Raw genomic sequence first — 14,896 nt, 5'->3', positions numbered from 1 at the left:
ATTTAATCTTTTCAGAAATTGCTACAAATACTAAAAGCATTCCTTATATATTAGATACCGATAATCGGTTATAAATATCGCCTCAATTTTTTGCTTAATCCTTGTAAGCAACCATTTCTTTTCGTTTAGATACGGAATTAATAACTCTCCCTTCCTGTTTTCTCTCTATTTTTTTGCCACTTGCATGAGAAGTGCTAAACTGTATAATGACTCTTATTAAACTTACATATAAACTTGCTAGTAAATTTTCATGCTAATTATTCCTTTCTTCATGCTGTAATACTTAATAGACAACCTAAACAATAAAGTTGTTCCACATTTACAAAAAAAATAATTAAATATAAGATGAAATAGGCTACATAAGGGAGGGTTATATGTTACATATAAAAAGATGGAGATTTTTTGCGGTTTTTTCTATCGTAGGTTTGATTTTACTAATTTTATTAAAAATCAACTTCATTTCAATTACTATCGCAACTTCTTCAGCTGAAAGAGGAAAGATTTTTGATCAAAATGGTGTAATACTAGCTACAAATAAGAAAGTTAAGTCTCTATATTGCACTTCTAATGACGAAAAGCTATCGAAACAAGATACATCAAACACATTAGCTTTTTTTAATCAATTTTCAAGCGAATTTCAACATGATATTTCTACAGAGAACATAAAATCTCAATTACAACAATCTTGTAAAAAGCAGACTATGAATGATATACCGTTATACTCTGATATAACTGAAAATGAACTTGCATTCATAAACAAAAACAAACCCAATAATGTAATAATTAAAAATGAATGGATTCGATATTATCCTAAACACGAAATTGGTTCACAAGTAATTGGGTATGTAGAAAATGACCTTAATTCAAAGCATAAGGCTGTTGGAAAAAGCGGGATTGAGCTGCAATATGAAAATGATTTAAAAGGAAAACCAGGTAAAACTCTTATTTTTAAATTGAATAATAAAAAATTCTTATGGAATATTCAAAAAGTACAAAAAGGTAAAGATGTACGGCTAGCTTTAGACTCTGAGTTGCAGCAAAAGGCAGAAGAAGCATTAAGATCTCAAATTAAGAAAACACCTGATGCTAAAGCTGGTTATGCTGTAGTAAGCGATGCAAAAACTGGCGCAATTTTAACTATGGCCAACACGGCAGTTTTTGATCCAAATATATTAAATACACGTGTATCTTCTAGAAAAGAAAACATTAACTCTCTTTCGCAAAATAAAGCAATTCAAAAATTAAAGTATGGTGAATCTTATGTAAATATGGCTTCTACTATAAAACCACTCACTATTTTAATTGGATTAAACGAAAAGCTTTTCCAACCCGAAGATACTTATTTAGATAAAGGGACTTTTCAGTATGATAATCAAAATAACATTACGAATGCACCTGGAACGCCAACAGGTGAGATTACACCGAGGCAGGCTATCATTAATTCATCTAACACATTTATGACAGCAAAAGTAGCTCTGCCCCTATTCAACCAAAATAATGGGAATATAGAAAAAGTGGCACATATATGGACAGATTATTTAATACAATTCGGCCTACGTTCTAAAACCGGGATTGATTTACCCTTTGAAGAAGACGGACAATATGAATTCCATCCATCTAATAAGTTTGAAAATGGAATCTCCGCTTTATTAAACGCCTCTTGGGGAGGAAATGAAGTGCATACCCCTCTTCAACTCGCTCAATATGCAGCAACTTTGGCAAGTAAAGGTGATAAATATAAACCTCAAACTGTAAGTGCAATTATTAGTCCGGACGGTAAGGAAACAAAAAAGTTTAAACCAATTTTAGAAAGTTCAAATCGTTACCCGATGAACTTTTGGAGTGTCGTGCAAGGTGGAATGAGTCAAAATATAGAGGAAATTAAAAAGTTGCCTTTTGACGTCGCAGGTAAAACAGGTATTACAGGCTTTCCAAATGAGCAAGAAAGAATGATAAATCATTCTCTTTTCATTGCATATGCTCCTACTGAAGATCCACAAATTGCCGTTTCTGTCGTTATTCCTGGTAGTAATTCAGAAAAAAACATTGCCGCTCTCGTTACATCAGAAATTTTAGAGTCTTGGCATACACTTCAAAAAGAGAATAAAAACAAAGAGGAAGGTTCATTAAAGTGAACCTTCCTCTTTTACCAAATAGAATCTATATTTATTATTTTCCATTCACCATTATCATTTTTTTCGAACATAAATGAATACTTAATATCAGTTAAAACATACTCTTTTTGTACGTATCCAGTATTGCCATTAATTGTCGATATTTTTATATATCCATCATTTTGCACTTTTTCTGGAATCCAAGCTTTTACCATTTCATTAGATACTTCATATAACACTTGTGATTCTCGTTTTGGTTCAGCTAAAATTTTCGTTTTATTTCCAGTAACCGTTGCATATATAAAATGCGCTTGCTTTGGTTGGTTACTTTCTGTCAATCCACTTGGTACTTTGTATACTTTTTTTGTATCATTTGCAAACTCTCCCCCCATTGTAAGAGCGACTTGCAACTCATGAAAAATATCTTCATCAAACTTCAGTTCATCCTTCTTATAACTCTTCCCTTTAAATAGAACTTCATCATTTAACGCTTTGTACAGGTCATTTTCATTTTTCGAGTTCGTACTTTGATATAGTTCATTCATAAATTGTTTTAATGATGGATCTTGAGCAGACTCATCTTTTGTTTTAGGCTTAATTTGAGTACTACTTTGTACCGGTGATTTATTATCATCAAGCCAAGGTTGTTGAACAATGAAAAATAACATTGTACAAACTAAAACAACTACAATAGGTAATGCTTTTTTACGAAATGGTCTTTTATGTTTTACAAAATCCACTTCATTATTTTCATATATAGACTGCTTTATTTTAGAAATAAATTCTTCTTCATCTTTACGATTCTCCATTGGCCCTTTTTTTATTTTTCTATACCAGTCAGGATTTTGTTTATTGTTCATCACTACTACCCTCCCCTATTAATTTTGAAACCTTACTTCTCGCTCTACTTAATCTCGATTTTACAGTTCCAATGGATACTCCTAATGTTTCAGCCATTTCTTCATAAGATAATTCATATTTTGCGTCCAATATAATTATTTCACGGTGCTTTTTAGGTAGTTCTAATACAACCTTCCACACATCATTCATTTCTTCTTGCTTAAAAAATTCTTGTTCTGCTGACAGGGATTGCTTATCGTCACTAAAAAATCCTATTAAAGATATCCTTTTAAAATAAGAGGATTTCAAATAGTTTATTGCCGTATTTCTTGTGATTTTTAATATCCACGTTTTAATAGATGACTCCTTTCGAAATGAATTCCAATTTTTAAACACCTTTATAAATACATCTTGCGTGATATCATCTGATAAGTGTGGATCTTTCGTAATAATAAATGAATAATTCCATACATCTTGCCAATAGTCTTTTATAACATAGTCCAGCTCATCATGATTACACTTTTCAATAAACGTCTGTTCCATTTCCACACCTCAAACTTATTTGAATAAACATAAAAACTGCCCTCACTTTTATTATGGTTTCAATATATAGACAAGATACAAGTTTCATTTGTTCCATTGTTTATCTTTTTTCAGGCAGTATAATACTACTAAAAAAACAAGTAAAGCATACAATGATAAAAATCCACTCATAAAAATCTGTTTTTTTGAATTTAACGTAAAACTCCACTTGTCCATTTCAATTTGCTATCCCCTTCTATTTACCATTAGCAATGCCAACTTTTCTAGAATCACAGCAAAAAAGCATTCTCGATTAGAAAGAATGCTTTTTTGAAATTTAATTGTTCTATATTTTCCCCAATTTATATCTTTGAGTTAAGCAAACATGTAATAAATTTAGTGAAAAAATTCACCTTATAATTAAGTATTATTTCTGAAATACATGTTTTACTTTTTCACCTGGAACGTTACTTCCTCCTCTTCCTTTTACATCTTCAATCATCATTGTAACAATCATGTCTGGTGCATTTGCATCGAAAGCTGCGAACCATCCCAGTTCTTTTCCGTCTGCTTCTTTCGACTCTTTCAGTTCTGCTGTACCAGTTTTACCAGCAAGCGTTACACCATCAACCTTTGCAATTCTCCCTGCGCCATCAGGGTCATTAATGACTTTGATTAATGCACTCTTTAATATCTCTTGATTCTTTTTAGAAACCACATTTTCTTTCCAATTCCCTGCTACTTTTGCTTCTTTTAAAAGATGTGGCGACGGAATATTCCCTTCATTCACAATCGGTGCATATGTTAATGCTAAATGAAGTGGCGTCATTAATACTTGTCCTTGTCCATAGCCCGTGTCTGCTAGTTGAATATCGTTTTTTATCCCATCTTTTGCAATGATTGAAATAGGAAATTCGTATTCGATTGGTAATTTTTCATGAAATCCGTACTTTTTAAATTCCTTTACATACTGATCTTTTCCCATTTTCAAAGCTTGTTGAGCAAAATAAATATTATCAGAGTACTTCATTGCCTTATCAAAATCAATTGGACTTGCATCCTTTACACGCGTTACATAGTAATTTCCCCAAGACGAATCTTTTGTCCACTTCAATCCTTGAATTTTAAATTCTTCCTTCGGATTTATTGTGTTTGTTTCCAAACCAATTGCACCTGTGATCGTTTTAAATACGGAACCTGGTACAAATGCTTGTGTAAAGCGATTCGTCATTGGTAGTTTCGAGTCGTTATTCCATGCTTCTCGTTGGGCTTTCGATGCTCCTCTAACTATTATATTTGGATTATAAGCAGGGCTACTTACAAGTGCGATTGTTTCACCTGTTTTAGGATTGACCGCTGCACTAGATCCTGCTTCAGTTTTCATCTCATTAAAGATTTTTTCTTGAATTGCAGCATCAATTGTTAACGTAACATTTTCTCCTTCTTTTGCTTCTTTTTTTGCTACGTTTTTAATCTCTCTCCCATTCTCATCTTCTATAAATACGCGTCCACCCTTTTCACCACGCAATTTATTTTCTAACACTTTCTCTAAACCGGTCTTACCTACTAAATCATCTGCTTGATAACCTTGTTTTTGAAGTGATTTTAACTCCTCCGCATTCACCTTTCCTATATATCCAGTTAAGTGTGCCGCTGCTTCACCTAATGGATACGTACGAATATTTACTGGGCGAGATGAAACTCCTTCTAATTCAATATAATCATTCTGTCTAGTTCCCTCTTTTAAAACGCCAATTGGTACAAAGGAGTCTGGTTTTATCCATTTCGCTGTGAGCTTTTGTTCGACCTCTTCTATAGACATATCAAGTAATTGCGCTACTATTCCTTTCGTTTGCGCTGCTGCTTCGCCTAGTTTCTCTGGAATAATTCCAACCTCAGTTGCTTTACCATTCGTTGCAAGCCCTTTTCCATTTCGATCATATATTTCTCCTCGTTTTCCTTGCTCTATTTGCATACGTACTTTGTAATCTTTTTTCATTCCTGGGAAAATGAAGTCCGGTGTCCAATCTATTTTCCAAGATTCTTTATCTTTCACAAGTTTTGCTTCGTGGATGAATGAAACTGATCCTACATCCGTATCCATTTTAACTTCAAAAAGAAAAAGCTCTTTATCTTTCGTATTCTCTCCTTTCATTTTAACTTTTAAATTTTTAGCTCCAATCCCCTCATAGATTTTTTGATATTTTTCTGTGAATTCTTTTTTAGAAATCGATTTTTTGGCATGATCTGATAAATAATCATACATATTTGCAAATTTTCTATCATTCCATAAGTTGATATATTCTTCAAATGCTTGTTTTGGCGGTTCGTTTTTATTACATCCTACCAACATAACTGCGAAACAAACGAAAAGCAGCATCCATAATTTTTTCAATTCAATCTTCTCCCTTAGTTAAAAATGATGATTCCTTTCTTAATTTATTTAATAAAAAATGTTTAACGCTTAATAGACAGTGTAAGTAAGGACATTGTTCCATATTTACAAAAAATTAATTTACGCTTAAGTTGCATTGGAAGAAGGAGGTTTGTAAGCTTCTTACAAACTTAAGGAGCTCCTATATTTAGCAAACGTTATCATTATTAGTGGTGTTTTAAAACATACATTTAAAATACCTTTTAGTTCGTTTTCAAAGAAGTTTGGTTGTTGCAAATTAATTATGAATATCTAATCCAATTAGAAGAATACAATAATCAATTATCCAAAGTTAATTTCATACAAAAGCTAATAACGAGCATTAAAAAACTTTGCCTACTCTTTTAACATGGAAACATAATCTATTTATCAGAAGTCAATAATGAATAACAGGCGCTCCTAACCAGCAAAAAAAATAGACCTAATTGGAATTCATCAGAAATTAATAGATACATAAAAAACGCCATACTTTCTGTAAATTTCTACAAAAAGAATAGCGTTTTCTTATTTTACCTTTCTATATATGCTATACCGTGAGCTCCTTGATTTACAGAAGGATCTGCATTTCGATCTCCTGGATCAACTTCAATGGTATGAACATTCTTGTAATTAACTAAATCTAATACACTTATTGTCCCTGATCTAAGGTTAGAAACATATCCAACCGTTCCGTCCGTAGAAGAACGCATTGTAATTGGGAGTAAATCTACTTCTATTGTACCTAACACATTTAACGATTCTCCATCAAGAACAGAAACATACCCTGGTGCTGGAGAAAACATACTTCTTGTTCTCTCTCCATTCTTATTCTGAAAACGCGTATGTCCTACCAATACTTTCCCATCATTCGTTACATGAACCGGAGTAATTAAATCTGAAAATGATTTTGTCTTTATAATTTTATCGGTTTCTGTATTAATGATGCTAAGTGTAGGTTGCTCCTCTTTGTAGTCTCCAAGTAAACATGGTGAAGGGATATAAACTCGATTACCTTTAGGAGAAATAGCTAGTTCTTCACTACCATAGGGCATAGATACTTTTCCAATTAACTCCTTATTATGTGTATCTAAAACCGATATAAAGGGCGCCTCTTTATTAGAGGAATATCCTTTTGTACCATCTGGATTCGTCACAAACCAATGTGGACCTGTTGCTTCTGTAGAGATTCTATCTAGCACTTTTCTTGTGTTAAGATTAATAATTAAAATTCCTCCTTCACCAGATTCAACACTTACATACAATAAGTCTTTTTTTTCATTATAAACTAAACCATGTGGTGCAAATTCCGGCGAAATATCAATGATATCAATTACTTTAAATTGATCAATATCGATAACTAAAATTTCATGGCTTTTTTCCGGATTATTTCTATAAAAACCTGAGCGATAAGTAATACTTACATATAACAATTGACGCTTAGAATCGAAACATAATTCATGAGGTTCTGTAACTGGAGAATCTATAACCCCTATTCTTTCAAAATTTTTCGTATTGAAGAAATGAATTTGATTACCGCTGGAGCTAACGACCGCCAAAATAGGATTATTTTCTTTAGAACTATTCATTAATTAAACCCTCCTTGTTATTTGTTCCAAATTTCTTAAGTTCCATAGAAATCAGTATATTTAAGTAATTTGTATTATTACTAAGACAAGTTGTAAACAATTTTCACCTCCTTCTAATTAAATTAGCTTAACTTATAATAAGTTAGACTAACTTTTATTCTGTAAAAATACGTTGAATTTAATAATCCAACGTATTTATCTATCTTCTCCAACTTTATCTTTTATACTTACATGTATTTTATTTAATAACTTTACTTCTCAATTAATTATGCACAAGAAGCACAGAAAGCAAGTAATTAGCGACATACCATTTCTTTGTCTCGTGCATTATCAGATACTCATAACATAAATAAACCAAGCTTAGCTGCCATTTAATTAGTTTCCCTTCGCTACCGTTTTTTTAAATTCATTCTGCTTACAGCTCTATTCTTTGAGGAATCGCCCTATAGATTAACAAATTTGCTTCAGATTCTTGTTTTTTATTGAACTATTCCTGTGTTGAAAATCCAACTATAATTAGTTAGCTTAACTAACTATAATTATAAATACATCCACGTTTTATCGCAAGAGTTTTAAGAATATTCAAATAAATTAATAGAGAGATAGAATTATTTTCATCATAAGATACATGATCTTAAGTTAATAGTAATGCATAACGAGATTTTCGTACGTTAAGAAAAAACTTGCTACATATGTAGTAAAGTTTTTTAATTGTTTACTTCTCGCTCAGCTATCAGCTTTTTTTAACTAACACTTTAATTGTTTTAACAGCCTTTTGTTTAATTCCCACAAAGCTGTTTTGTTACTACCTCATTTCAAGAATCTCTTAATCCAATTTAATAAAGTGAAACTTTAATCAGCCCTCACCAATCGGGCTGCGCGGCAAATAGCTGGATAAACAACAATTTCAGTTGGTAGCAGGTTTGCTAAATCAGGAAATTGAGACGTATTCTACCATTACTTCTTTTGGAATCATACTCCCTCCTGTTCTTAATACAATATCCCTGTAAAAGCAGGCTCTACGTATTCTCCTAAATTATCAAAACCAACAATATCTAACACAACATCACGGAGTTTGCTCGCGACTTTGACATTGCCATCCACTACAAAAATCGCAATTCGTTTTTCTTCCATCTGTTTCATCCTTTCTACACCCTAGTTTTACAAAATAAGAAGTCATCCAAACTTATATTTATTACTTCCTGTTATCTCCTCACTACTGTTCTATGCATTATGTATGTAAATTTTAATTGCCTACTAAAAAATAACGTATTTGCAGGATGTATAAAAATTATACAAAAAGTAATAATTCATCGTTTACCCAACAATAGATAATATGGATAAAGAAAAAACACTAGAGAATATCACAGTGTAGTAGTCTCAAGTATCTTTTCATAGTATTTTAACGGCTATGCAATACGAAGGGATAAAAAAAAGACCTCTTACGGAAAGATAAGAGGTCATCAAGAAGATAAAAATGTTGTATTTGAAACACGCGAGTTTCTAATTAACATTATAACACAATATATTTATATATTCAATATATACATAAAAGCAAGGGATATATGTTCAAAAAACACACGGAATATTAATTTGGAACAGTATGTTTTATTCTTTTAACCTATTTCTTCTACAATGCCGTAATTGTAACAATGGATGGTCTCCTCTATATACTGATGAGCAATTGTAGCAAGTTTTTCTAAATTCTCTTCCGTTACCTCATGAATAAACAGAACAAAATTACTGTCGGATTCGGAGTCTGTTGAAATGGAACCATCGATCCGTTATGAAATGTTGAGCTTGCATCTCCTAGATTCCATGTAAATATTCGCTAATTCCAATCCCCTTTCGTGTCTATTTTATGTTTAATATAGTCTCGTACCGTACAAACGGGAAATGTTGTTAATTTGAAAAGAGAGAGGAATAAAATTTCTTTATCGCCTCTGTTCTTTCTTCTGTATGATAGAAAAAACGGAGAAAGGTAGAATTTTATCTATTCTCATAATTTGTTAGAAAATTCTAATTTGATTAAATTAAAAGAAAATGATATATTGATTTTATAATAACAATCCAATTAATGGATGACAACCTAATACCTGTAAGTAGACTATGAAAATGTCAGATAAACGGGAGGAATTTAATATGAAAAAATTATGTTCATTTGCTTTAATTGGTGCCTTAACCTTTTCGGGTTTTATCGTTTTAGACAGTACGCTACCTGATAAAGCGCGCGCTGAAGTAAATACGATTAAGCAAGCTTCAGCTGTTGTGGATGATTGGCCATGGCAAACGTATTTCTTATTGCATCACAATGCGGACTATATACAAGAATTAGCCCCTGGTAGGTTAAAACAAGGTGGTACGTTTGATACGACGGTATATATAGGCGGAAAAGATGTGGGTGTTGTAAAGATTTATAGATTGAACGGAGAAGGTGAATTGCAGCGCTACAAAACCATTTCTGCAGGTGAGGCTGGGCACCACTACTATTCTAGGTTCACAACACCTATTACAACAGTTTACACACCAGGTACATATGTAGCAGTACTGAAGATAGACACTTCATATTATTATGGTGGCTCCTTCCAAATTACAAAGTAAAACATATAGGTATATTTGTCTGAAACGCACTGGGTTACGGTGCGTTTTTGTTATCTAACGAATAAATGATCACGCGGGAATTCAAAGCATATTATCGAAACGGAGCTGAATGTGATGAAAATTGTAACAGTTAGTGCGGATGCAACAGTCCATGTTGGTATTTTAAAAGGGATGACAGGAAGTGTTACTAGTTATGATGCGGATACTGGGATGGCCGAAATCTAATTGGATCCATTTACAACGGTTATAATTAGGTCTGTATTTCTAACACAATAAGGTTTGTATAGGATTCTTTAGAAAATTAATATTTGATTTTTATAGTGACTCAATACATTCTATGATTAAAACTGAGTTACATATTTTAAAATCATCACCAGGAGAATCTGCAAATTTACGGGTTCTTATTTAAAACATAATGCCAGAAAAGCTGAGGTGAATAAAGTGCAAAGTTTAAAATCTTTAAAACGTGACGTATACATTTTTCTTCCATTGTCTATTTATTTTTCCTCCATTTTTATTTCATTCTATATTATAGAGAATACATTCAACTTGCTAAGTTTTTTACCAGCACTTGGAACCCTGTATGTCTGGGTAACTAGTGTGATAGACATTAAAAATAAAAATTACAAAATAAAATAAAAAAGCAACTGAACTAAATGCTTTGCTCTTAATGTTATAGAATATTGACGCCCATGACCATACAGCTACCAAAAACAATACATACCAAACCTAAAAATATTAAAAACCCTGGCAAATCAATATGCTCGAGTAGCGCGCATATTAATAATAAAAAGGGATAGACTAGAATTTCAATCCAGGTAACGCCCCCTGCTTTCTTTATTTCTCGGTATGATACTATGCTGACAAGTAAAATGCCTAATACAATTAGCCCTATCCCTAACATCATCCATCCATTCACCCTTTTTAGAATTTTAAAATTTAGCTCTTCACTTTCATATACTGCTCTTTTACACGCACCAGTAAGTCCCTCAGTTTCTTCTCTACAGGATGTTCTTGATTTTCTGGTACTTCTCTCCCGTATGATGAGAAGCTTTGTGAGCATGCACTAGGTGTGACTTCCAATTTCGCGTATGAGAAAGTATGCTCATTTTCTTCACCGATGTTTTCAGTAGTGCTTCCATTTGAACCAACGCGTATGTAGCTTTCGTCAAGTTTGGTGCGCTTTCCTTCCTTGTTAACCGTGTAATAGGTATCGTTGACTTCCCCATATTTCATATTAGGTGTTGATGTTACTGCGGTCCCGTCTGCAGAAAAAGTAACAACACGAAACCCATCTTCTTCTGGCAACAACTCAGCTCCTGGAACATTGTATAGAACCAAAAGGTCTCCTTCGTATGCTTCTGGAATGAGATAAATGGTATCTGTAGTGTCTTTTCCGAATCGGATACAACCGCTTAAAAGAATCATACTAAAGATCCCACAATACATTATAACTTTTCTCATAGAGTCTCTCCCGTTATGTGTAAGAATGGTATAGTATGTATTATATTCCCTTGGATAGAATAAGTTTCTAGTTTGAAGACGATTTTACTATTGTTATATAAAATATTTATGTCAGTGGATGATTAGCACGAAGAGAAATGGAGTGAATTGATGAGCAGACGTTTTGCATTAACATATGAAAATAAGATTTTGAGAAAGATAATGATTACCGTAAGCATTATCACACTCGTTTTCATTACAACAGGGTGTGATTCAGTCCAAAATGATGCAAAGGATGTAACGGAGATTCCGCTAAACAGCAAACTAGATTCCCTTATTTCAGAAAGTATCATTGCCTGGAATCAAGACAAATTAAATCATACAAAAAAACAATTTGAGACGCATGTAATCTATGGAACTGAGATGAAGGATGAAAAAATGTATGTCTATCTCCATTCCCTCATGCAAGGATATAACCGCGAAACACAGACAGTTCCTCAAGCAGGACATTTACTTCCAGTCCGTGTGACAGTCACAAAAAATGGCGATGATTACATCATTGAAGATTACCGTGAACCAGGAGATGGTGCTGAAAATGAACCTACTTTGCGCAACATGTTCCCGAATAAGTATGCGGATCAAGCACTTGCTATATCAAATGAAACGATTCAATCATTAGAATCTCGTATGCAAGAATATGTTTCTAAGTGGTTGGAAGATACAAGTAATAAGAGACAAGATAGATAACAAATATAAGTATGAACAACCTCTCTTGATATATGAGATGCTCGTTTAGTAACTTGTAACATCCCATCAGTAGAAAAAGTAACTTCTTGTGTTGTGTTTTTTACTTCTCCAATTAATTTTTGCAAGTTATCCAGCATACTATTAAAAGACTTCACAATGCTCCCCTTTATTAAGGCCCCAAAATCCTAGTATAGATAATATGATACAAGAGACACTTGCTATAACTACCATTACGTTTAGTGTTGTGCCAATTTTACTGTTTTTTAAAAACGACAATTAAATTCATTCAATATTTATATAACAATTAAGTAATTTATTGTATAAAAATAAAAGATATTTAATTATTTATATACGATAAAAACCCTATACTTACATTTAAATAATAAAAAATAAATAAAGAGCGTGTTGGTATATATTTAGATCAACGCGCTCTTACATATATTTAAACCCTATATCAATTTCTTATTCCATTCATTTAACTCATAAATACTTTTATATCCGGCTATCATGCCAGAAGTTTATTGGAAAATGATTGTTCTCACCATAAGCTTCAAATTCATACCCTTTTTCTCTTAATCCTTTTATAATTGCTGGAACTGCCGCAACAGATTGTGGATGAATATCGTGCATTAAAACAATTTCCTTTGAAGACGTCGCACCTGCTAAGACATTTTGAACAATTTTTGCGGCCGCTACATCCACAGGTAGTTTATTATATTTCCAATCTAGAGAGTCAATTGTCCAATCCCATACTTTTAAATTATTTCTGACTACTTCATTTCGAAGTGATTCATTTAATCCAGGCATTGATCCATATGGTGGGCGTGTTAATTTCGGGGAGTTTCCAATAACATTTCTAATTAAAGATTGATCCTCTTTCATTTCCTTCACATATTCCTGATTGGTGTATAAATTTTTAAAATCATGTGTCATACTATGCATACCCACATAATGGTTCTCTACATGCTCTCGTTTCACTAAATCTGGGAACCTTTTCACATTATCGCCAATTAAAAAGAATGTTGCTTTCACATCATTTTTCTTTAATACATCTAATAGGTTAGCTGTATATTTTCCTGGTCCATCATCAAAAGTTAAATATGCAACTTTTCTTTCTTTACCATCAAAACGATTAGGTATTGGTTTTTTTAATTCATTTTTAGGTAGACTGCTCACTTGTTGAACACTGTTTCCCTCTTCCGCATTTACCAGCTTAGGATTTGTAATAGATTGAAACATGTAATACCCTATTGCTACTAATGTAATAGCTAACAATACACTTATAATTCTTTTTTTCTTAAGCTTAATTTTCATATTATAATCTTCTTTCTATCAAATCATTCCACTTTATGTCGTTTAGTTTTACTATCCTATTAGCTTATTAAGTTTTTTAACTTAAACAATCTCAATTTTGGACTAATCATTTTAATAATCTATATAGGTGAAAATTAGTGCCCTGCACTAACGTTCATGGCATTTCCTATAATAGTTAGAACTACTGGAAATAATACTGGTCCTAAGGTAAGGACAATGTTTAAAAGTATAATAAAACTATATAGTAAGCTGTAATTTTTACTATTACCGTTTTCGAATACTAGGATGACTAATGTTATTACAGTAATTAAATGTAGTAATAAAATTATCAGCCAATAATACATCATTATAGTAAGATTCCACTTTCCTAATAGTTGGTATGTTACCCCTATTATTATCCCTAATATAGTTACATTAAAGGAAATAAACAAAGTTCTTTTTAGTATTTTAGGAAATGTTTTGTGATCCACAGTTTTATTATATAAACCGATTAAAATGCCCAAAGATAGATATGCTAGTAATAGCCCTACCCAATTCCAGATCCAATCTTGATTCCCCATTAAATTAAACAAAAGCGAAAGGATCCCTCCTACTGCAAAAATCGAGGAGATCATAATACTATTTAAAGCTGATTTCATACTTTTTTCACTTCCTTAAAAATTTTACAATACAGCATTGAAGTCTACTCTTAAGTTGTCCTTTACTTATTAGAATCCTTTTCATTAAAAATCTTGTATGGGAATCCCATCATATAATCCGGTCATCATACCTATTAGCATATACGAAGAATGGATATCCCAGCAAAAATTACATGTACATGATCCCATACCATAATTTTTAAACTAAACGAAGCTCCACCAAATCCTACTCCACATGGTAGATATACAAATAGAGGATGCGATCCATCAACTTTTATTTGTATATCAATTATTCAGACGAGTAGCAACTACTGCATTACCTTAAAATACATGCTTTGATTTTTCATCGTTAATAAAATAGCACATTTGATTCTTATTAACTTATGTTCCCCCTTCTTCTACTGCTTTACTATAACCAGCTGTATATTCAAAAATAGTAGCCCCTTTATTTCTAAGTAAATCTTTTTCCCACTTTTTCGCAGCTGCTGCCATATGTACATACGATATTTTAAAATTAATCATAATTTATTATAATTAAGTATATATTAACAATATATTAAGTATAAGTAAATAAAATTAATAATAATTTAATTTTATTTACTTATTTAAAGGGGATTACATATATGAACAATATTAATGTTGGTCAAAAAATTATGGCATTTAGAAAAGGTGCCGGAT

At 32.2% G+C, this 14,896-nt stretch carries 13 protein-coding genes; 3 read left to right on the top strand and 10 right to left on the bottom strand.

Going from position 1 to position 14,896, the window contains the following annotated elements:
- Positions 1–374 precede the first annotated feature (374 nt).
- A complete protein-coding gene (locus tag MR160_RS20060; protein ID WP_000902382.1) occupies positions 375–2,135 on the top strand; it encodes a peptidoglycan D,D-transpeptidase FtsI family protein in 1,761 nt (586 codons plus the stop codon).
- Between the two features lie 11 nt (positions 2,136–2,146).
- Here MR160_RS20060 and MR160_RS20055 read toward each other — a convergent pair whose 3' ends face one another.
- The 5 genes from MR160_RS20055 to MR160_RS20035 all read right to left on the bottom strand — a co-directional run bounded on the left by MR160_RS20055 (position 2,147) and on the right by MR160_RS20035 (position 8,618).
- On the bottom strand, positions 2,147–2,974 hold the full coding sequence (locus MR160_RS20055; protein WP_001060761.1) for an SH3 domain-containing protein: 828 nt from the start codon (positions 2,972–2,974) through the stop codon (positions 2,147–2,149).
- Positions 2,964–3,497, bottom strand: coding sequence for an RNA polymerase sigma factor (locus tag MR160_RS20050; protein WP_000438327.1), 534 nt, complete (start codon positions 3,495–3,497; stop codon positions 2,964–2,966). Before MR160_RS20050 ends, MR160_RS20055 begins: the two co-directional genes overlap by 11 nt.
- Positions 3,498–3,903: 406 nt before the next feature.
- Positions 3,904–5,871, bottom strand: coding sequence for a penicillin-binding transpeptidase domain-containing protein (locus tag MR160_RS20045; protein WP_000737764.1), 1,968 nt, complete (start codon positions 5,869–5,871; stop codon positions 3,904–3,906).
- Positions 5,872–6,419: 548 nt separating this feature from the next.
- Positions 6,420–7,475, bottom strand: a complete 1,056-nt coding sequence (locus tag MR160_RS20040; protein WP_001088901.1) for a YncE family protein — start codon at positions 7,473–7,475, stop codon at positions 6,420–6,422.
- A 990-nt stretch (positions 7,476–8,465) separates the two neighbouring features.
- Positions 8,466–8,618, bottom strand: coding sequence for a hypothetical protein (locus tag MR160_RS20035; protein ID WP_000812116.1), 153 nt, complete (start codon positions 8,616–8,618; stop codon positions 8,466–8,468).
- A gap of 999 nt (positions 8,619–9,617) precedes the next feature.
- Between MR160_RS20035 and MR160_RS20030 the strand changes: the two genes are divergently transcribed.
- Positions 9,618–10,076 (top strand): DUF5065 family protein, encoded by a 459-nt coding sequence (locus MR160_RS20030; RefSeq protein ID WP_000732058.1) that lies wholly within the window; start codon positions 9,618–9,620, stop codon positions 10,074–10,076.
- A gap of 673 nt (positions 10,077–10,749) precedes the next feature.
- On the opposite strand, the gene MR160_RS20025 is transcribed toward MR160_RS20030, so the two are convergent.
- Positions 10,750–10,983 carry a hypothetical protein gene (locus tag MR160_RS20025; RefSeq protein ID WP_000979114.1) on the bottom strand — a complete coding sequence of 78 codons (234 nt, stop codon included), beginning with the start codon at positions 10,981–10,983 and terminating at the stop codon, positions 10,750–10,752.
- A gap of 32 nt (positions 10,984–11,015) precedes the next feature.
- Positions 11,016–11,540 (bottom strand): DUF6843 domain-containing protein, encoded by a 525-nt coding sequence (locus MR160_RS20020; protein ID WP_001233343.1) that lies wholly within the window; start codon positions 11,538–11,540, stop codon positions 11,016–11,018.
- Positions 11,541–11,690: 150 nt separating this feature from the next.
- Between MR160_RS20020 and MR160_RS20015 the strand changes: the two genes are divergently transcribed.
- Positions 11,691–12,266, top strand: coding sequence for a hypothetical protein (locus MR160_RS20015; protein WP_000091044.1), 576 nt, complete (start codon positions 11,691–11,693; stop codon positions 12,264–12,266).
- Between the two features lie 492 nt (positions 12,267–12,758).
- Here MR160_RS20015 and MR160_RS20010 read toward each other — a convergent pair whose 3' ends face one another.
- The 3 genes from MR160_RS20010 to MR160_RS20000 all read right to left on the bottom strand — a co-directional run bounded on the left by MR160_RS20010 (position 12,759) and on the right by MR160_RS20000 (position 14,740).
- Positions 12,759–13,580 carry a peptidoglycan-N-acetylglucosamine deacetylase gene (locus MR160_RS20010; protein WP_000694595.1) on the bottom strand — a complete coding sequence of 274 codons (822 nt, stop codon included), beginning with the start codon at positions 13,578–13,580 and terminating at the stop codon, positions 12,759–12,761.
- 134 nt (positions 13,581–13,714) lie between these two features.
- On the bottom strand, positions 13,715–14,218 hold the full coding sequence (locus tag MR160_RS20005; protein ID WP_000833542.1) for a DUF3902 family protein: 504 nt from the start codon (positions 14,216–14,218) through the stop codon (positions 13,715–13,717).
- 381 nt (positions 14,219–14,599) lie between these two features.
- Positions 14,600–14,740 (bottom strand): hypothetical protein, encoded by a 141-nt coding sequence (locus tag MR160_RS20000; RefSeq protein WP_003260087.1) that lies wholly within the window; start codon positions 14,738–14,740, stop codon positions 14,600–14,602.
- Positions 14,741–14,896 lie beyond the last annotated feature (156 nt).

The organism is Bacillus cereus group sp. BfR-BA-01382 (genome assembly GCF_022663475.1).
GTDB classification, from domain to species: Bacteria; Bacillota; Bacilli; order Bacillales; family Bacillaceae_G; genus Bacillus_A; species Bacillus_A thuringiensis_S.
This window is presented reverse-complemented; position numbering and strand designations above follow the sequence as displayed.

Coding starts and splice junctions, on each gene's coding strand:
- MR160_RS20060 (WP_000902382.1), top strand. CDS start 375: ATGTTACATATAAAAAGATGGAGATTTTTTGCGGTTTTTTCTATCGTA.
- MR160_RS20055 (WP_001060761.1), bottom strand. CDS start 2,974: ATGAACAATAAACAAAATCCTGACTGGTATAGAAAAATAAAAAAAGGG.
- MR160_RS20050 (WP_000438327.1), bottom strand. CDS start 3,497: ATGGAACAGACGTTTATTGAAAAGTGTAATCATGATGAGCTGGACTAT.
- MR160_RS20040 (WP_001088901.1), bottom strand. CDS start 7,475: ATGAATAGTTCTAAAGAAAATAATCCTATTTTGGCGGTCGTTAGCTCC.
- MR160_RS20035 (WP_000812116.1), bottom strand. CDS start 8,618: ATGAAACAGATGGAAGAAAAACGAATTGCGATTTTTGTAGTGGATGGC.
- MR160_RS20030 (WP_000732058.1), top strand. CDS start 9,618: ATGAAAAAATTATGTTCATTTGCTTTAATTGGTGCCTTAACCTTTTCG.
- MR160_RS20025 (WP_000979114.1), bottom strand. CDS start 10,983: ATGATGTTAGGGATAGGGCTAATTGTATTAGGCATTTTACTTGTCAGC.
- MR160_RS20020 (WP_001233343.1), bottom strand. CDS start 11,540: ATGAGAAAAGTTATAATGTATTGTGGGATCTTTAGTATGATTCTTTTA.
- MR160_RS20015 (WP_000091044.1), top strand. CDS start 11,691: ATGAGCAGACGTTTTGCATTAACATATGAAAATAAGATTTTGAGAAAG.
- MR160_RS20010 (WP_000694595.1), bottom strand. CDS start 13,580: ATGAAAATTAAGCTTAAGAAAAAAAGAATTATAAGTGTATTGTTAGCT.
- MR160_RS20005 (WP_000833542.1), bottom strand. CDS start 14,218: ATGAAATCAGCTTTAAATAGTATTATGATCTCCTCGATTTTTGCAGTA.
- MR160_RS20000 (WP_003260087.1), bottom strand. CDS start 14,740: ATGATTAATTTTAAAATATCGTATGTACATATGGCAGCAGCTGCGAAA.